Below are 19,109 nucleotides of genomic sequence, written 5' to 3' on the forward strand. Positions count from 1 at the left end.
GGCGTGAAACTGTCCGGCGACATCGAGCTGTTCGCGCGTAACGCGAAGGCGCCGATCGTGGCCATCAGCGGCTCCAACGCGAAAAGCACCGTCACCACCCTGGTCGGCGAAATGGCGGCTGCGGCCGGCAAGCGCGTCGCGGTGGGCGGCAACCTCGGCACCCCGGCGCTGGATCTGCTCAGTGACGACGTCGAGCTGTACGTGATGGAACTGTCGAGCTTCCAGCTGGAAACCACCGACCAGCTCAATGCTGAAGTGGCGACCGTGCTCAACATCAGCGAAGACCACATGGATCGCTACAGCGGTCTGCCGGCGTACCACTTGGCCAAGCACCGGATCTTCCGTGGCGCGAAACAGTTCGTGGTCAATCGTCAGGATGCGCTGACCCGTCCGCTGATCGGCGAGGGCCAGCCGTGCTGGACCTTCGGTCTGAACAAACCGGACTTCAAGGCGTTCGGTATCCGTGAAGAAGATGGCGAGAAATACCTGGCCTTCGAATTCCAGAACCTGATGCCGGTGCGCGAGTTGAAGATTCGCGGCGCCCATAACCAGTCCAACGCCCTCGCGGCCCTGGCTCTGGGTCATGCCGTCGGCCTGCCGTTCGATGCCATGCTGTCGAGCCTGCGCACCTTCGCCGGCCTCGAGCATCGCTGCCAATGGGTCCGTGACCTCGACGGCGTGGGTTACTACAACGATTCCAAGGCCACCAACGTCGGTGCCGCGCTGGCCGCCATCGAAGGGCTGGGCGCGGACATCGAGGGCAAGGTCGTGCTGATAGCCGGTGGCGACGGCAAGGGTGCGGAGTTCAAGGATCTGCGCGCTCCGGTGGCGGCCAACTGCCGCGCCGTGGTGCTGATGGGCCGCGACTCCGACAAGATCGGCGAGGCCATCGGCGACGCCGTGCCGCTGATCCGCGCCGGCTCCCTGATCGAAGCTGTCGAGCAATGCCGCGCCGCCGCGCAGCCGGGCGACGTGGTGCTGCTGTCGCCAGCCTGCGCCAGTTTCGACATGTTCAAGAACTACGAAGACCGTGGTCACCAGTTCGTCCAAACCGTGGAGGATCTGGTATGAGCCTGAGAGGCATCATCAAGCCGTACCCGTCGCCGATCATCACCGGGCGCGGTATCGACCTCGATTTCCCGATGCTCGCCGGTTGCCTGACGTTGCTCGGCCTGGGGCTGATCATGATTGCCTCTGCATCGACCGAAGTGGCGGCCGTGCAGTCGGGCAGCGCCCTCTACTACATGATTCGCCACCTTATTTACGTGGTGCTGGGCCTGGGTGCCTGCATCGTCACCATGATGATCCCGATTGCCACCTGGCAACGCCTGGGCTGGCTGATGCTGCTGGGTGCGTTCGGTTTGCTGGTGATGGTGATCATTCCGGGGATCGGCCGTGAGGTTAACGGCTCGATGCGCTGGATCGGCTTCAGTTTCTTCAACGTCCAGCCTTCCGAGATCGCCAAGGTGTTCGTGGTGATCTACCTCGCCGGTTATCTGGTGCGTCGCCAGAAAGAAGTGCGGGAAAGCTGGATGGGCTTTTTCAAGCCGTTCATCGTGTTGCTGCCGATGGCTGGCCTGCTGCTGATGGAACCGGACTTCGGTGCCACCGTCGTGATGATGGGGGCTGCGGCGGCGATGCTGTTCCTTGGCGGTGTCGGGCTGTTCCGTTTTTCCCTGATGGTGGTCCTGGCTGTCGGAGCCGTGGTGCTGTTGATTCAAATGCAGCCGTATCGAATGGCGCGCCTGACCAACTTTGCCGACCCGTGGGCCGACCAGTTCGGTGCCGGTTATCAGTTGTCCCAGGCATTGATCGCTTTCGGTCGTGGCGAATGGCTGGGTGTTGGCCTGGGCAACAGCGTACAGAAACAGTTCTACCTGCCGGAAGCCCACACCGACTTCGTGTTCTCGGTCCTGGCCGAAGAACTGGGCGCGGTGGGTTCGTTGTGCACCGTGGCACTGTTCGTCTTCGTGTGTATCCGCGGCATGTACATCGGTTTGTGGGCCGAGAAGGCCAAGCAGTTTTTTGCAGCTTATGTCGCCTACGGTTTGTCCTTCCTGTGGATTGGTCAATTCCTGATCAACATCGGCGTGAACGTGGGCTTGCTGCCGACCAAGGGGCTGACCTTGCCATTCCTCAGCTATGGCGGCAGTTCGTTGGTTATTTGCTGTGCCTGTCTCGGCTTGTTGCTGCGCATCGAGTGGGAAAGTCGAACCCACCTGGGCAGCGAGGAGATGGAGTTCCATGAGAGCGACTTCGCCGAGGAGCCGAACCATGGGCGCTAACGTGATGATCATGGCCGGCGGCACCGGTGGCCACGTGTTCCCGGCACTGGCCTGTGCCCGTGAATTCCAGGCGCGCGGCTATACCGTGCACTGGCTTGGCACTCCGCGTGGCATCGAGAACGACCTGGTGCCGGCGGCCGGTATCGAACTGCACCGGATCAACGCCAGTGGTCTGCGCGGCAAGGGCAAGCTGTCGCTGCTCAAGGCACCGTTCATGTTGCTCAAGTCGGTCTGGCAGGCGCGGGCGATCATTCGCCGTCTGCAACCGGTCTGCGTCGTGGGCTTTGGTGGTTTTGTGACCGGTCCTGGCGGTGTTGCGGCAAAACTGGCCGGTGTGCCGGTGATCGTTCACGAGCAGAACGCCGTGGCCGGTACCGCCAATCGGTTGCTGGTGCCGTTGGCCGCCCGAGTCTGTGAAGCGTTCCCCGACACCTTTACCCTGTCGGACAGCCGCCGGACTACCGGTAATCCGGTGCGCACCGAGCTGTTCCTCGAGACATCGCGACCAGCCCTGGCTGGTCGCAAGGCGCGTTTGCTGATCCTGGGCGGAAGCCTGGGCGCAGAACCGTTGAACAAATTGCTGCCTGAAGCCCTGTCGCAAGTTGCTGTTGATTTGCGTCCGGAAGTGTTCCATCAGGCCGGCAAAAACCACGATGAAGTGACTGCAGAGCGCTATCGCGCGGCTGGCGTCGAAGCGCAGGTGCAGCCTTTCATCAAAGACATGGCCCAAGCCTATGGCTGGGCCGACCTGGTGGTATGTCGCGCAGGCGCGCTGACCATCAGTGAACTGGCCGCCGCCGGTCTGCCCTCGATGCTGGTGCCTTTGCCTCACGCCATCGACGATCACCAGACCCGCAACGCCGAATATTTGGCCCGTGAAGGCGCAGCCTTCCTGATGCCGCAAAGAACGACTGGTGCAGCGGATCTTGCCGCTCGCCTGACAGAGGTCCTGATGCAACCACAACGACTCAACGAAATGGCTACCGCGGCACGCCGCCTCGCCAAACCCGATGCCACCCGTAACGTGGTCGATAGCTGCCTGGAGGTGGCCCATGGTTGAGAGTCAGAAAGCCATGCCGCAACCGGAAATGCGCCGTATCCGTCGCATCCACTTCGTCGGTATCGGCGGTGTGGGCATGTGCGGGATTGCCGAAGTGTTGCTGAACCTGGGTTATGCCGTGTCCGGTTCCGACCTCAAGGCCTCGCCGGTGACTGAACGCCTGGAGTCCTTCGGGGCACAGATCTTCATCGGCCACCGCGCCGAGAACGCCGCTGCCGCCGACGTGCTGGTGGTGTCGAGTGCCGTGAACACGTCCAACCCGGAAGTCGCTACCGCGCTGGAACGCCGTATTCCGGTGGTGCCGCGTGCAGAGATGCTGGCTGAGCTGATGCGTTATCGCCACGGTATCGCCGTTGCCGGTACCCACGGCAAAACCACCACCACCAGCCTGATCGCTTCGGTGTTTGCGGCCGGTGGCCTGGACCCGACGTTCGTGATCGGTGGCCGCCTGAATGCCGCGGGTACCAATGCCCAGCTTGGCACCAGCCGTTACCTGATCGCCGAAGCCGACGAAAGCGATGCCAGCTTCCTGCACCTGCAGCCGCTGGTGGCCGTGGTCACCAACATCGACGCCGATCACATGGCGACCTACGACGGTGACTTCAACAAGCTGAAGAAAACCTTCGTCGAATTCCTGCACAACCTGCCGTTCTACGGTCTGGCGGTGGTGTGCCTGGACGATCCGGTGGTGCGTGAAATCCTGCCATTGGTCAAACGCCCGACAGTCACCTATGGCTTCGGCGAAGACTGCGACGTGCGCGCCATCAACGTGCGCCAGCAAGGCATGCAGACCTTCTTCACCGTGCTGCGCCCTGACCGCGAGCCGCTGGATGTTTCAGTGAACATGCCGGGCAACCACAACGTATTGAACGCTCTGGCAACCATCTGCATTGCCAGCGACGAAGGCGTCAGCGATGAAGCCATCGTCCAGGGCCTGTCCGGGTTCCAGGGTGTCGGTCGACGCTTCCAGGTCTACGGCGAACTGCCGGTGGACGGCGGCAATGTGATGCTGGTCGACGACTACGGTCACCACCCGACGGAAGTTGCGGCCGTGATCAAGGCCGTACGCGGTGGTTGGCCGGAGCGCCGCCTGGTGATGGTCTACCAGCCGCACCGCTACAGCCGCACCCGTGACCTGTACGACGATTTCGTCAATGTACTGGCCGACGCCAACGTACTGCTGCTGATGGAGGTCTATCCGGCCGGCGAAGAGCCGATTCCGGGTGCCGACAGCCGCAAGCTGTGCAACAGCATCCGTCAGCGTGGCCAGCTCGACCCGATCTACATCGAGCGTGGTGTCGACCTCGCGCCAGTGGTCAAGCCGCTGCTGCGCGCCGGCGACATCCTGCTGTGCCAGGGCGCCGGTGATATCGGCGGTCTCGCACCAAAACTGCTGAAGAGTGAGTTGTTCGCCGGGGCCGTTGCCGCGCCGGAGAAGGGGAAGTTGAAATGACTGCTGCCTACGCCAACCTGGTCTCCACGATCGCGCCGAAAGATTTCGGCCGCGTCGCCGTGCTGTTCGGCGGCAAGAGTGCCGAGCGTGAAGTCTCCCTGAAGTCGGGCAACGCTGTACTCGACGCGCTGCTGAGCGCCGGTGTGGACGCATTCGGCCTCGACGTAGGCGATGACCTGCTGCAGCGTCTGCAGAGCGAAAGGATCGACCGCGCCTTCATCATCCTCCACGGTCGTGGCGGTGAGGACGGCAGCATGCAGGGCCTGCTCGAATGCCTGGGCATTCCGTACACCGGCAGCGGCATCCTGGCGTCGGCCCTGGCCATGGACAAACTGCGCACCAAGCAGGTCTGGCACAGCCTGGGCATTCCGACGCCACGTCACGCAGTACTGAGCAGCGAGGCCGATTGTATTTCGGCGGCGACGGAACTGGGCTTCCCTTTGATCGTCAAACCGGCCCATGAAGGTTCAAGTATCGGGATGGCCAAAGTGAGTTCTGCGTCCGAGCTAATCGACGCATGGAAAGCGGCCAGTACCTACGATTCGCAAGTGTTGGTCGAGCAATGGATTCACGGTCCGGAGTTCACCATCGCCACCCTGCGTGACCAGGTGTTGCCACCGATTGCCCTGGGCACGACGCACAGCTTCTACGACTACGACGCCAAGTACATCGCCAACGATACCCAGTACCGCATTCCGTGCGGTCTGGACAGCGCCAAGGAACAGGAACTCATGGACCTCACGGCCAAAGCCTGTGAGGCGCTGGGTATCGCCGGTTGGGGCAGGGCAGACGTGATGCAGGACGCCGAAGGGCAGTTCTGGTTCCTGGAAGTCAACACTGCACCAGGCATGACCGATCACAGCCTGGTGCCGATGGCGGCCCGTGCCGCCGGTCTGGATTTCCAGCAACTGGTTCTGGCCATTCTGGCCGAGAGCGTTGCCGGCAACACTGCCGGTAACCAAGAGTCGACGAGAGGTTAAGGCCATGCAAGGCGCTCAGCTCAGACATCAGCCTCCCGCACCCGGCCGCAAGCCGGTGCCGCGGGGTGCCAGCCGAATGGTGGCCAAAGAGCCGATGTCTGCGCGCCTGCCGAAAGCCAATTTCGGCTTTCTGAAAAGCCTGTTCTGGCCGGTAGTGCTGGTGGCGTTGGGGTTCGGTACTTACGAAGGCGCCACTCGGCTGCTGCCGTATGCCGACCGGCCGATCACCAAGATCAATGTGCAGGGCGACTTGAGTTACATCAGCCAGCAAGCGGTGCAGCAGCGGATCGCCCCATACGTGGCGTCGAGCTTCTTCACCATCGACCTGGCGAGCATGCGCACCGAGCTGGAAACAATGCCATGGATTGCCCACGCCGAAGTGCGCAGGGTGTGGCCGGATCAAGTGGTGATCCGCCTGGAAGAACAACTGCCGGTGGCCCGCTGGGGCGACGAGTCGCTGTTGAACAACCAGGGCCAGGCCTTCACTCCGCGTGAGTTGGCGAACTACGAACACTTGCCTCAGCTGTTCGGCCCGCAGCGGGCTCAACAGCAAGTGATGCAGCAATACCAGGTGTTGAGCCAGATGCTCAGGCCGCTGGGTTTCTCGATTGCACGCCTGGAACTGCGTGATCGCGGCAGCTGGTTCCTGACTACCGGCCCCGGCAGTGCCGGCCCGGGTATCGAACTGCTGCTGGGACGCGGCAACCAGGTGGAAAAGATGCGCCGTTTCATTGCCATCTATGACAAGACGCTCAAAGAACAGATTACGAACATTGCGCGCATCGATCTGCGCTACGCCAACGGCCTCGCTGTTGGCTGGCGGGAACCTGTAGCGCCGACGGCAGCCGTACCCGCTGTCGCGAAGAATTAAGAGAGGCAGGACCCATGGCAAACGTGCAAAGCGGCAAAATGATCGTCGGTCTCGATATCGGCACCTCCAAGGTGGTGGCGCTGGTGGGCGAGGTCGCGGACGACGGCACGCTGGAAATCGTCGGGATCGGCACCCATCCGTCCCGAGGCCTGAAAAAAGGCGTGGTGGTGAACATCGAGTCCACCGTGCAATCGATCCAGCGCGCCATCGAAGAAGCGCAGCTGATGGCTGGTTGCCGCATTCACTCGGCGTTCGTCGGCGTGGCCGGCAATCACATCCGCAGCCTGAACTCCCACGGCATCGTGGCGATTCGCGATCGCGAAGTCAGCTCGGCGGACCTTGAGCGTGTGCTCGACGCAGCCCAGGCCGTGGCGATTCCGGCTGACCAGCGCGTGCTGCACACCCTGCCGCAGGATTATGTGATCGATAACCAGGAAGGCGTCCGCGAGCCGCTGGGCATGTCCGGCGTGCGTCTGGAGGCCAAGGTCCACGTGGTCACCTGCGCCGTCAACGCCGCACAGAACATTGAAAAATGCGTGCGTCGCTGCGGTCTGGAAATCGACGACATCATTCTCGAACAGCTTGCTTCCGCGTACTCGGTGCTGACCGATGACGAGAAAGAGCTGGGCGTGTGCCTGGTGGACATCGGTGGCGGCACCACCGACATCGCGATCTTCACCGAAGGCGCGATCCGTCACACCGCGGTGATCCCGATTGCCGGTGACCAGGTGACCAACGACATCGCCATGGCGTTGCGCACTCCGACCCAGTACGCCGAAGAAATCAAGATTCGCTACGCCTGCGCCCTGGCCAAGCTGGCCGGTGCCGGTGAAACCATCAAGGTGCCAAGCGTTGGCGACCGTCCGCCGCGTGAGCTGTCCCGCCAGGCCCTGGCCGAAGTGGTCGAGCCGCGCTACGACGAACTGTTCACGCTGATCCAGGCCGAACTGCGCCGCAGCGGCTACGAAGACCTGATCCCGGCCGGCATCGTGCTGACCGGCGGTACGTCGAAGATGGAAGGCGCTACCGAACTGGCCGAGGAAATCTTCCATATGCCGGTCCGCCTGGGCGTGCCTCACGGCGTGAAGGGTCTGGATGACGTAGTACGCAACCCGATCTATTCCACCGGCGTCGGCCTGTTGATGTACGGCCTGCAGAAGCAGTCCGACGGCATCTCGTTCTCGGGCATCGGCAGCCGCGACAGCTACAGCAACGAAGAGCCACAGGCTCCGCTGCTGGACCGCCTGAAGAAGTGGGTCCAGGGCAATTTCTGAAGATTTACCGCTACACCGTTACACCGAAGCACGCAGTAGGCGAAAAAACTAGAGAATGTAAAGGAGAGGGAAAATGTTCGAACTCGTAGACAACATCCCCGCAAGCCCGGTAATCAAAGTTATCGGTGTCGGCGGTGGCGGCGGCAACGCTGTCAACCACATGGTCAAGAGCAACATCGAAGGCGTCGAGTTCATCTGCGCCAACACCGATGCTCAAGCGCTGAAAAACATCGGCGCGCGCACCATCCTGCAACTGGGCACCGGCGTGACCAAGGGCCTGGGCGCTGGCGCCAACCCTGAAGTCGGCCGTCAAGCCGCTCTGGAAGACCGTGAGCGCATTGCCGAAGTGCTGGCCGGCACCAACATGGTGTTCATCACCACTGGCATGGGCGGCGGTACCGGTACCGGTGCTGCGCCGATCATCGCCGAAGTGGCCAAGGAAATGGGCATCCTCACCGTTGCGGTGGTGACCCGTCCGTTCCCGTTCGAAGGCCGCAAGCGTATGCAGATCGCCGACGAAGGCATTCGCATGCTCTCCGAAAGCGTCGACTCGTTGATCACCATTCCCAACGAGAAGCTGCTGACCATCCTCGGTAAAGACGCAAGCCTGCTGTCGGCTTTCGCCAAGGCTGACGATGTACTGGCCGGTGCCGTTCGCGGTATCTCCGACATCATCAAGCGTCCGGGCATGATCAACGTCGACTTCGCCGACGTGCGTACCGTGATGAGCGAAATGGGCATGGCGATGATGGGCACTGGCTGCGCCAGCGGTCCGAACCGTGCACGCGAAGCCACCGAAGCGGCCATTCGCAACCCGCTGCTGGAAGACGTGAACCTGCAAGGCGCTCGCGGCATCCTGGTGAACATTACCGCCGGTCCGGATCTGTCCCTGGGTGAATACTCCGACGTGGGTAGCATCATCGAGGCATTCGCCTCCGAGCACGCGATGGTCAAGGTCGGTACCGTTATCGATCCGGACATGCGCGACGAGCTGCACGTGACCGTCGTTGCCACAGGTCTGGGCGCTAAAATCGAGAAGCCTGTGAAGGTCATCGACAACACCGTCCACACCTCGATGTCTGCACAGCCACAACAACAGGCCCCTGTTCGTCAGGAAGCTCCAGCGGTGAACTACCGTGACCTGGACCGTCCGACCGTCATGCGCAACCAGGCCCAGGCCGGTGCTGCGGCTGCCGCGAAGATGAATCCGCAAGATGACCTGGACTACCTGGACATCCCGGCTTTCCTGCGTCGACAGGCCGATTGATGAAATGTATCAGGGGTATTAGGGTGATTGGTGTTCAGCAAAGGCCTGGTCTGCTATCATCGCCAGCCTTTGTTGATACCAGTTCGCAATTTGCGCTGAAGCGGCCCATGCCATGATTAAACAACGCACCCTGAAGAATATTATCCGTGCCACAGGTGTCGGCCTGCACTCCGGGGAGAAGGTCTACCTGACCCTCAAGCCAGCGCCTGTCGACACCGGCATCGTGTTTTGTCGCGCCGACCTCGATCCCGTGGTGCAGATTCCTGCCCGCGCGGAAAACGTTGGTGAAACCACTATGTCGACCACGCTGGTTAACGGTGACGTCAAAGTGGACACGGTAGAGCACCTGCTCTCGGCCATGGCAGGCCTGGGCATCGATAACGCCTACGTCGAGCTCTCCGCGTCCGAAGTCCCGATCATGGATGGTAGCGCCGGACCTTTCGTATTCCTGATTCAATCGGCTGGCCTGGAAGAACAGGACGCCGCCAAGAAGTTCATCCGCATCCTGCGTGAAGTGACAGTGGAAGATGGCGACAAGCGCGCTACTTTCGTCCCTTTCGACGGGTTCAAGGTAAGCTTCGAGATCGATTTCGATCACCCGGTTTTCCGTGACCGCACACAAAGTGCAAGCGTGGATTTTTCCAGCACTTCGTTTGTAAAAGAAGTCAGCCGCGCCCGTACCTTTGGTTTCATGAGTGACATCGAGTACCTGCGCAAGCACAACCTCGCACTCGGCGGCAGCGTTGAAAACGCTATTGTGGTCGACGCCGATGGCGTACTGAACGAAGACGGCCTTCGCTATGAAGACGAATTCGTGAAGCACAAGATTCTCGATGCAATTGGTGACCTCTACCTGCTGGGCAATAGCCTGATTGGTGAATTCAAGGGCTTCAAGTCCGGCCACGCACTGAACAACCAGCTGCTGCGCAAGTTGATTGAGCAGACAGATGCCTGGGAAGTCGTGACGTTCGAAGACGCCAGCACTGCACCGATCTCTTACATGCGCCCGGTTGCGGCCGTGTAAGCAAAAAACCTCTCTAGTTTTTAAAGGCTGCCTTCGGGTGGCCTTTTTTTATGCCCTGAAGTTTGTATTGTCTGGGCTGGCCTCATCGCGAGCAAGCTCGCTCCTACAGGGGGGACGCGGTCAACTGTGGGAGCGGGCTTGCTCGCGAAGAGGCCAGTCGATTCAGTATGGAATTCAACGGGCACACACCACCCGATTACGCCCCCCGTCCTTGGCCTGATACAACGCCTTGTCCGCACTGAACAGCAATTGCTCCAGGCTGGTATCGCTGGTCGCCGTCCAGGTGGCAATGCCGATACTCACGCTCATCGGCGACTCACCCGGATCCACCAGCGGCAGTTTTTGCACCGCCCCACGGATATGTTCGGCGATCTGCCGCGCGCCTTCACTGCCGGTTTCCGCCAGAATTACCGAGAATTCCTCGCCACCATAGCGCGCCACCAGGTCTGCCGGGCGATGGACATTGGCGCGGATGACCTCGGCCAATGCCCGCAAGGCATCGTCGCCGGCCTGATGCCCGTGCCGGTCATTGAAGGCCTTGAAATGATCGGCATCGATCATCAGCAATGACAACGGCTTGCCGCTGCGCTGTGCACGAAACCATTCATGGCGCAGCGTCTGGTCAAGGGATCGACGGTTGGCCACACCGGTCAATGCATCGGTGGCCGCCAGTTGTGACAGTTCCTGCTCGGCATGTTGGCGCAGGCGCAGCTCGCGGCAGAGCAGCCAGGTCAGCCAGAACAAACCGATGCACAAAACCCCGGTAGCACCGCTGATCACATAGGCCGTGCGGCTCCAGGTGGCGAACACTTCATCGATGGAAAGGGCCACGATGACGGCCAGCGGCAGATTGCCGACCCGGGAAAAGGTGTACAGGCGTCGTTGATGGTCGACACTCGATACGCTTTCGAAGGTCCCACTGCGCTCCTGCAGTATGCGTACGACGTTGGGACGGTTGGAGAAGCTTTTGCCGATGGAGTTTTGTTCCCGGTACGGTTTCTGCGCCAGGAGAATCCCGTCATTGTTGATAATGGCCAGCGTACTGCCGGTGCCGATGTCGAGGCTGTTGAACAGCTGATCGAAGTAGCTCATGCGCATCGACGCCACCGCGACCCCCAGAAACTCACCCGTGGGTGAGGAAATGCGTCGGCTGAAACTGATGCGCCATTCGTCGCTGTCATCGCAGTCGCAGCGCGGCTTGAACGGTCGGCTGATGAACATGCCGGTGTCGCGATTGGCGACATGGGCCTGGAAATAGTCGCGGTCAGCGAAGTTGCCCGGTTTCGGTTCGATCAATGATGAGTCGGCCAGCACGTCGCCGTGCTTGTCCAGCAGCAGGATGTCGCCTTTGTAGCGCGCGGTGGTGGAGCGGTCGAACAGCACCAGATGGCGGATCTGCGGTGATACCTGTTTCAGGTCGTCCCGTTGGGCGGCGGCGATCAGGCCCTGCAAGGTCAAATCATAAAGCTCGACCGTACGCAGGACATCGGCATCGATCAGTTGCGCAATGGTGGTCGCGCTGCGTGTGGCGGTCTGCTGGGCATAGGCGTGTTCGCGGATCAGCAGGAACGTGACGATGCACAGGATCGAGATGACGGTCAGGGTGCTGCCGAGGATCACCATGATCTCCGGTCGCCCGGGCGGGCCTTGAATATGTGGGGTGCGGCTTGCGGTCATAGGGCTGACGTCTGCTAAAGGGACGTAGTAAGCGTAGTTGCATAAACGCAGCAGCCGAGTGAATCGCTTCTGTTGCTCGAACGATTGATCATTGCCATTCGTGTCAGTGACTTTCGTTGCAGCAATTGCAACGAAAGTTGAGTCGCCACGATAAAAAAAGCCGCTGACAGCAGCGGCTTTGAAGACAACTTTTCGAAGGGAAGAGCCGATGAAAAGCGTCGAGGGAAACAGGCGCGACAGGTATGGATCAGCTGTCTTTTTCGGCCCGTGGCTGGGCCTGGGTGCTGGATGCTTGCGGGGCCTGGGCATCTTGCGCAGTCTTGGCCGTCATTTCGATCCGGTGCTCTTCGAACGCCGCGGAGCGTGCAGCGTTATGCGCGACGAAAGTCTGCGATTCTTCCGCCATCGCCAATGGCGACAGGAACAAAGAGGACAAAACGAAAGCGCTGGCAATACCCATACTGTTGGACATCTTTAAAACCTTCTTGCTTGGCAAGTGCTGTTTGGTGCGGGCAAAGATAAGGATCTGGAGCGAAGGGAAAAAGAGCGGATTCATGAAAGGACTGTTGCGTCTATGGCAACAGTTGATTGGCCGCACCCACAAAGGAAAAGGGATCAGACGGGCAGGTGGATGCCGAAGGTATTCATCCCGTGGTCGCTGCGCACGAACACATCGCCGCCATGCATCAATGCAATCGCCTTGACGATGGCCAGTCCCAGGCCGTGATTGTTGCCGCTGTTGCTGCGCGAAGCATCGACCCGATAGAAGCGCTCGAACAGCCGTGGCAGGTGTTCACGGGCAATCGGCGAACCGGGGTTGGCGACGCCGATGCTGACCTGGTGTTCTTCCGCTTCAATGCGCACCTGAATCACCTGCCCGGGCGCCGTATGCTGCACTGCGTTGTTCAGCAGGTTGATCAATGCCCGGCGCAGGTGGGCGATCTCGATGCGCACTTGCGCGTCACCACTGACCTCAACCTGGACCTGAGCGTCTTCGAGAATGAAATCCAGATATTCCAGCGTCGTGGCTACCTCTTCGGCCAGCGAGGTGGAGGTGAGTTTGGTCGCCTTGCTGCCCTGGTCGGCACTGGCGAGGAACAGCATGTCGTTGATGATCGAACGCAGTCGCTCAAGCTCTTCGAGGTTCGATTGCAGCACTTCGAAGTAATGCTCGGCGGAGCGTCCACGGGTCAATGCGACTTGGGTCTGGCCGATCAGGTTGGTCAGTGGCGAGCGCAATTCGTGGGCGACGTCGGCATTGAACGACTCAAGGCGCGAGTAGGCTTGCTCGACCCGTTCCAGGGTCGAGTTGAACGAACTGACGAATTGATCGAGTTCCGGCGGCAGCGGTGACAATCGCAAGCGCCCCGAGCGCAATGGCGGGGCCAGGCGCTGCGCTTCCTGGGACAGTTTGATCAGCGGCTTGAGACCGATCCGCGCCACCCAGTAACCCAGTGCCGAGGCCAGCAGCACGCCGACGATCGCCAGGCTGATCAGCGCGATCAGCAGTTGATGCTGGGTATGGAAAAACGTTTCGGTGTCGATGGCGATCATGAAGCGCAGTGGTGGGCGCTGGTCCTTGGCCGGGAACTCGCTGACCAGCACTTTCAGCGGATATGGGTGGTCCGGCAGATGCATGTCCCTTGTGCCCAGCGGGCCTTGGGCAAAGGCGCGGACCTGTGGGGTCAGGTTGCCGTACTCATAGTGCGGATCGCCGCTGATGATCCAGAAACTGATGCGCTTGTCTTCTTCGCTCAGCAGATTGAGCTTGTTGTTGATCTTCACCCAATGCTCGGGCGTACCGTATCGGCCGACCGTGGACTCGAGCACGCTGTAGCGCGCATCGAGTTCAGCTTCTGGCAGCAGGCCCAAGCCTTTATCCACCTGTTGATAAAGTGCCCAGCCGATCAGCAGAAACACCAGCAGCGCCACCAGCGTGAACATCCCGCTCAGCCGCAAGGCGATTGAATTACTGGACACCACGGCTCTCCAGCACATAACCCATGCCGCGAATGGTGTGCAGCAGTTTCTCTTCGAACGGCCCGTCGAGCTTGGCCCGCAGGCGTTTGATCGCGACTTCGACGACGTTGGCGTCGCTGTCGAAGTTAATGTCCCAGACCATTTCGGCGATGGCGGTTTTCGAGAGGATTTCACCCTGGCGGCGGGCCAGCACACTGAGCAGCGAGAACTCCTTGGCGGTCAGGTCCAGCCGTGTGCCGCCACGTGTAGCCTTGCGGCTGATCAAATCTATCCACAGGTCGGCGATGCTCACTTGCACCGGCTCATGGCCGCCGCTGCGCCGGGTCAGCGCTTGCAGGCGTGCCACCAGTTCAAGGAAGGAAAACGGTTTGCCCAGATAGTCATCGGCGCCGTCACGCAGGCCCTTGATGCGATCCTCCACACGCTCGCGGGCGGTGAGCATGATCACCGGGGTTTGCTTGCGCGCACGCAGGGCGCGCAGTACGCCGAAGCCGTCGAGGCCCGGCAACATCACGTCGAGGACGATCACCGCGTAGTCGCTCTCCAGCGCCAGGTGCAGGCCTTCGACCCCGTCCCGCGCCAGATCCACGGTGTAACCCTGTTCCGTCAGACCGCGGTGCAGATAGTCCGCGGTTTTTTCCTCGTCTTCGATAATCAGAACGCGCATGACCCTGCCTCAGTCTGTGCTTGCCAGCGCTGGCACTGGCGAAGGTTTGGGCCTGTGAAACAACCGCTCCAGCCACAAGTATATGACCGGCGTGGTGAACAGCGTCAGGGCCTGGCTCACCAGCAAGCCGCCGACCACCGCGATCCCCAGGGGCTGGCGCAACTCGGCGCCGGTGCCGTAGCCGAGCATCAGCGGCAGGGCGCCGAGCAGGGCGGCGAGGGTGGTCATGATGATCGGCCGGAACCGCGTGAGACAGGCCTTGAAGATCGCTTCTTCAGGCGACAATCCGGCATTGCGCTGCGCTTCGAGGGCGAAGTCGATCATCAGGATGCCGTTTTTTTTGACGATACCGATCAACAGCACCAGGCCGATCAAGGCCATGATCGAAAAGTCCTGGCCGCAAATCCACAGCATGATCACCGCGCCGAGGCCCGCCGATGGCAAGGTGGAAATGATCGTCAGCGGATGGACGAAGCTCTCGTAGAGCACGCCGAGAATGATGTACACCGCCACCAGTGCCGCCAGAATCAGCCACGGCTGGCTGGCCAGAGAACTCTGGAACGCCTGGGCCGCGCCCTGGAAATTGCCGCTGATGGCGCTCGGCATGCCGATGTCGGCCTTGGCCTGGTTGAGCATGATCACCGCATCGCCCAACGCCACGCCCGGCGCCAGGTTGAACGACAGGTTGGCGGCCGGGAACATGCCGTCATGGGCGATGGACAGCGGGCCGACGGTCGGCGCGTCGAATTTGGCCAGGGCTGACAACGGCACCATTTGCCCGCTCAGGGGCGAGCGCAGGTAGAAATAGTTGAGGCTTTCGGCCTTGCCGCGCTGTTTGGTGTCCAGCTCCAGAATCACGTTGTACTGATTGACCTGGGTCTGGAATTCGTTGATCTGGCGCTGGCCGAATGCATCGTACAGGGCTTCGTCGACGTCGCTGGCGGTCAGGCCGAAACGCGCCGCCGCGCTGCGGTCAATGCTGATGTGGGTAATGCTGCCGCCCAGTTGCAAATCGTTGGAAATGTCGCGGAATGCCGGGTTGGCGCGCAGTTTTTCCGTCAGGCGCTGGGTCCAGGTGCTGAGTGTGCCGCCGTCGTTGCTCTTGAGAACGTATTGGTACTGGGCACGGCTTGGGCCGGAGCTGAGGTTGATGTCCTGGCCGGCGCGCAGGTACAGGACGATGCCCGGCACTTTCATCAGTTGTGGACGAATCCGGTCGATGAACTGACTGGCCGAGACATCGCGGTCGCTGCGTTTTTTCAGGGTGATCCAGAAGCGGCCGTTGGCGATGGTCTGGTTGCTGCCGGATACCCCGACCGAGTGCGAGAACGTTTCCACCGCAGGGTCGGCGGCGACGATTTCCGCCATTGCCAGGTGTTTTTTCACCATGTCGCCGTAGGAAATGTCGGCAGCGGCTTCGGTGGTGCCGAGGACGAAACCGGTGTCCTGGATCGGGAAGAAACCTTTCGGGATCAGAATGTACCCGGCAACGGCCAGGCCCAGTGACAGGCAGAACACGCCAATCATCAAGCGCTGATGGGCGAGGGCGCGGCGCAGGCCTTTTTCGTACCATGCCAGCAGACGCTCGCCAAAGCCCGGTTTGTCGTGGGCATGATGTACTGGCGCGCGCATGAACAGCGCGGCCATGGTCGGCGCCAGGGTCAGCGACACCACCACGGAAATCAGGATGGTCGAGGTGGCGGTCAGGGCGAATTCCTTGAACAACCGTCCGACCACGCCACCCATGAACAGCAGCGGGATGAACGCCGCCACCAGCGAAAAACTGATCGAGACAACGGTGAAGCCGATCTCGCCCGCACCCTTGATCGCCGCTTCGCGCATGCCGTCGCCGGCCTCCAGGTGCCGGTGAATGTTTTCCACCACCACGATCGCATCGTCGACCACAAAGCCCACGGCCACCACGATCGCCACCAGCGTCAGGTTGTTCAGGCTGAATCCCATGACGTACATCAGCGCAAAGCTGGCGGTCAGCGAAACCCCCAGCACCGCCGAGACGATCAGGGTCGCCGACAACTGGCGCAGGAACAGCGCCATCACCGCCACTACCAGCATGATTGCAATCAGCAGGGTGATTTCCACTTCATGCAGCGAGGCACGGATGGTCTGGGTGCGGTCGATCAGCGTCTTGACCTGCACCGAGGCGGGGAGCATCGCTTCCAGCGCCGGCAAGGCGGCCTGGATGCGGTCCACGGTTTCGACGATGTTGGCCCCCGGCTGGCGGAAGATCACCAGGTTCACCCCCGGTTGCGTGCCCGCCCAAGCCTGTACGTAGGCATCTTCCGAACCGTTGACGACTTTGGCGACGTCACGCAGATGAACGGGTGCGCCGTCCTTGTAGGAAACAATCAGCTGGCTGTAGTCCTCCGGGTGGAACAACTGGTCGTTGGTGGACAGGGTCGAGATGCTCGATTCCCCGTACAGCGCACCCTTGGCCAGGTTGAGGCTGGTCTGCTGGATCGCCAGGCGGATGTCGGCGAGGGTCAGGCCGATGGCCGCGAGTTTGTCCGCCGAAACCTGGACGCGAATCGCCGGACGCTGCTGACCGGTGATGGCGACCTGGCCTACACCGTCGACCTGACTGAGCTGACGGGCCAACAGGGTTTCCGTCAGGTCGCTGAGCTCCGGGCCGGGCATCAGCGAGGAGTTGACGCTGAGGATCAGCACCGGGCTGTCGGCCGGGTTGACCTTGCGCCAGGTCGGCAGGTTCGGCATGTCCTTGGGCAGCTTGCCCGCGGCAGTATTGATCGCCGCCTGCACTTCCTGGGCGGCGGTGTCGATGCTCTTGTCGAGGGTGAATTGCAGGGTCAGGTTGGTCGAGCCCAGTGCACTGCTCGAGGTCATCTGGGTCACGCCGGGAATGGCGCTGAATTGCACTTCAAGGGGCGTGGCCACCGAGGAAGCCATGGTTTCCGGGCTGGCGCCGGGCAGTTGCGCGGCCACCTGGATGGTCGGGAACTCTGCTTCCGGCAACGGCGCTACCGGCAGGCGCGGAAACGCTATGACGCCCAGCAGCACCAGGGCGAACGTCAGCAGGACCGTGGCCACCGGGTGGTCGATGCACCAGGCTGATATCGAACCGTGGCCCTTCATTGCGCCGCCTCCGATTGCACCACTTGCGACGGCTCGGTCAGTACTTGCACGGTGGCGCCGGGCTTGAGCCGCGACTGACCATCGCTGACCAGCACATCACCGGGCTTCACGCCTTTGATGATGTCCTGGCCGCTGCCTTGATAGACCATCTGCACCTGCACGGCTTCGACTTTGTCGCCATTGACCCGGTACACGAAGTGCTGGTCCAGACCGCGTTGTACGACGGTCGGCGGTACCACCAGCGCATCTTTGTCCAGGGCAGTCTGAATCTTTACCGTCACCAGCAGGCCTGGCCACAGCTTCTGCCCCGGATTGTCGAATTCGGCCTTGGCGCGGATGGTGCCGGTGCTGGCGTTGATCTGGTTGTCGATCAGGGTCAGGTGACCTTCGCCGAGCAGGTTGCCGGTTTCACCGTCGGTGTCGGCGCCGATATAGGCCTTGACCTGGGCGTGCTGTGGGTCGTTGATCAGGCCCTGCAAGGTCGGCAGCATTTGCTGCGGCAGGGAAAATTCTACGGAGATGGGGTCGATCTGGGTCACGGTGAACAGGCCTTGGGCGTCGCTCATGCGCAGGAAGTTGCCTTCGTCGACTGTGCGAATACCGACACGACCACTGACCGGGGAGTGTATTTGTGTGTAGGAAAGCTGTACCTCAGCGGAATCAATCGAGGCCTGGTTGCCTTGGGCGGTGGCCTTGAGTTGATTGACCAGAGCCTGTTGCTGATCGTAGGTCTGCTTGGACACCCCGTCGTCGACGCTGAGCAATTTGTAGCGTTTGAGGTTGACCAGCGCCACTTGCAGTTGGGCCTGGTTTTCGCCCAGTTGTGCCCGGGCCTGGTCGAGACTGGCGCGGATCGACCGGTCGTCGATGGTGGCCAGCAGATCACCTTTTTTCACCAGTTGGCCTTCCTTGACCAGCAGTCTGGTGAGGATGCCGTCGATTTGCGGACGGACTACGACGCTGTGCAGGGACAGTACCGAACCGATGCCGCTTACGTAACGTGGCACGTCTTTTTCTGCCACGGCGACCACTCGCACGGGGATGGCCGTGGGGGCGGCGAGCTTGGCCTTGGCCGGTTTGGTGGCATACCACAGGCCCAGCGCTGCCAGGACGATCAGAAGGGCGACGAGCAGAGCGGGTTTTTTCTGGATTCGCATGCGAGTGGGGCGCCGGGGCTGGGTGGTCGGTAGGTAAGTGGGTATTTTCCTTTATAAACCTGTTTGCCGGTCAGGAGGGTGACGGCTAACTGACGGCGCTGTCAGTTTGGCTTTGGCGGCCTCTGGGCCGACCATATTCTTGGTTGACCGTGTATATATCCGTTTTTTGGGTTGTGGCGGCTGGTGGTTTCGCCCTTACGGCGACTCACTTTTTTTACAAGCGCCTAAAAAAAGTAAGCAAAAAAACGCTCGCCCCGAACGTCCGGCCCCTCGCCAGGGCTCGGGGTTCCTTCGCTCCGGCAT

Annotated in this window: 15 protein-coding genes; 9 read left to right on the plus strand and 6 right to left on the minus strand. The window is 61.3% G+C overall.

Going from position 1 to position 19,109, the window contains the following annotated elements; genetic code table 11:
* The 9 genes from murD to lpxC all read left to right on the plus strand — a co-directional run.
* Positions 1–1,071 (plus strand): UDP-N-acetylmuramoyl-L-alanine--D-glutamate ligase (gene murD, locus ACCD00_RS25640; protein WP_413428107.1); only part of this gene is annotated, 1,071 nt, incomplete at its 5' end.
* Positions 1,068–2,285, plus strand: a complete 1,218-nt coding sequence (gene ftsW, locus ACCD00_RS25645; RefSeq protein WP_413428108.1) for a putative lipid II flippase FtsW — start codon at positions 1,068–1,070, stop codon at positions 2,283–2,285. The genes murD and ftsW, both read left to right, overlap by 4 nt.
* Complete coding sequence (murG, locus tag ACCD00_RS25650) at positions 2,275–3,345, plus strand: undecaprenyldiphospho-muramoylpentapeptide beta-N-acetylglucosaminyltransferase (RefSeq protein ID WP_413428109.1); 1,071 nt, start codon at positions 2,275–2,277, stop codon at positions 3,343–3,345. Before ftsW ends, murG begins: the two co-directional genes overlap by 11 nt.
* On the plus strand, positions 3,338–4,798 hold the full coding sequence (murC, locus tag ACCD00_RS25655; RefSeq protein WP_413428110.1) for a UDP-N-acetylmuramate--L-alanine ligase: 1,461 nt from the start codon (positions 3,338–3,340) through the stop codon (positions 4,796–4,798). Before murG ends, murC begins: the two co-directional genes overlap by 8 nt.
* The gene (locus tag ACCD00_RS25660) at positions 4,795–5,778 is read left to right on the plus strand and encodes a D-alanine--D-alanine ligase (protein WP_413428111.1); all 984 of its coding nucleotides are present in this window, start codon (positions 4,795–4,797) and stop codon (positions 5,776–5,778) included. Before murC ends, ACCD00_RS25660 begins: the two co-directional genes overlap by 4 nt.
* A gap of 4 nt (positions 5,779–5,782) precedes the next feature.
* On the plus strand, positions 5,783–6,649 hold the full coding sequence (locus ACCD00_RS25665) for a cell division protein FtsQ/DivIB (protein WP_413428112.1): 867 nt from the start codon (positions 5,783–5,785) through the stop codon (positions 6,647–6,649).
* A 14-nt stretch (positions 6,650–6,663) separates the two neighbouring features.
* Positions 6,664–7,923, plus strand: coding sequence for a cell division protein FtsA (ftsA, locus tag ACCD00_RS25670; protein WP_007989901.1), 1,260 nt, complete (start codon positions 6,664–6,666; stop codon positions 7,921–7,923).
* Between the two features lie 73 nt (positions 7,924–7,996).
* Positions 7,997–9,190: a cell division protein FtsZ gene (ftsZ, locus tag ACCD00_RS25675; RefSeq protein ID WP_223548556.1), complete on the plus strand. Its 1,194-nt coding sequence runs from the start codon at positions 7,997–7,999 to the stop codon at positions 9,188–9,190.
* 112 nt (positions 9,191–9,302) lie between these two features.
* Positions 9,303–10,214, plus strand: a complete 912-nt coding sequence (lpxC, locus tag ACCD00_RS25680) for a UDP-3-O-acyl-N-acetylglucosamine deacetylase (RefSeq protein WP_008016709.1) — start codon at positions 9,303–9,305, stop codon at positions 10,212–10,214.
* Between the two features lie 174 nt (positions 10,215–10,388).
* Here lpxC and ACCD00_RS25685 read toward each other — a convergent pair whose 3' ends face one another.
* The 6 genes from ACCD00_RS25685 to ACCD00_RS25710 form a co-directional block, all read right to left on the minus strand.
* Positions 10,389–11,891, minus strand: a complete 1,503-nt coding sequence (locus tag ACCD00_RS25685; RefSeq protein WP_413428113.1) for a diguanylate cyclase — start codon at positions 11,889–11,891, stop codon at positions 10,389–10,391.
* Positions 11,892–12,138: 247 nt separating this feature from the next.
* On the minus strand, positions 12,139–12,363 hold the full coding sequence (locus ACCD00_RS25690; protein ID WP_413428117.1) for a hypothetical protein: 225 nt from the start codon (positions 12,361–12,363) through the stop codon (positions 12,139–12,141).
* A gap of 143 nt (positions 12,364–12,506) precedes the next feature.
* Complete coding sequence (locus tag ACCD00_RS25695) at positions 12,507–13,871, minus strand: heavy metal sensor histidine kinase (protein WP_413428114.1); 1,365 nt, start codon at positions 13,869–13,871, stop codon at positions 12,507–12,509.
* Positions 13,861–14,538: a heavy metal response regulator transcription factor gene (locus ACCD00_RS25700; protein WP_007998286.1), complete on the minus strand. Its 678-nt coding sequence runs from the start codon at positions 14,536–14,538 to the stop codon at positions 13,861–13,863. The genes ACCD00_RS25695 and ACCD00_RS25700 overlap by 11 nt, the downstream gene beginning before the upstream one ends.
* A 9-nt stretch (positions 14,539–14,547) precedes the next feature.
* Entirely contained in the window at positions 14,548–17,649 is a 3,102-nt protein-coding gene (locus tag ACCD00_RS25705) for a multidrug efflux RND transporter permease subunit (protein ID WP_413428115.1), read from the minus strand.
* Positions 17,646–18,806, minus strand: a complete 1,161-nt coding sequence (locus tag ACCD00_RS25710; RefSeq protein ID WP_413428116.1) for an efflux RND transporter periplasmic adaptor subunit — start codon at positions 18,804–18,806, stop codon at positions 17,646–17,648. Before ACCD00_RS25710 ends, ACCD00_RS25705 begins: the two co-directional genes overlap by 4 nt.
* Positions 18,807–19,109: the final 303 nt, after the last annotated feature.

The sequence above is a fragment of the Pseudomonas sp. Pseusp3 genome (assembly GCF_047304225.1).
Classification (GTDB): Bacteria; Pseudomonadota; Gammaproteobacteria; order Pseudomonadales; family Pseudomonadaceae; genus Aquipseudomonas; species Aquipseudomonas fluorescens_CD.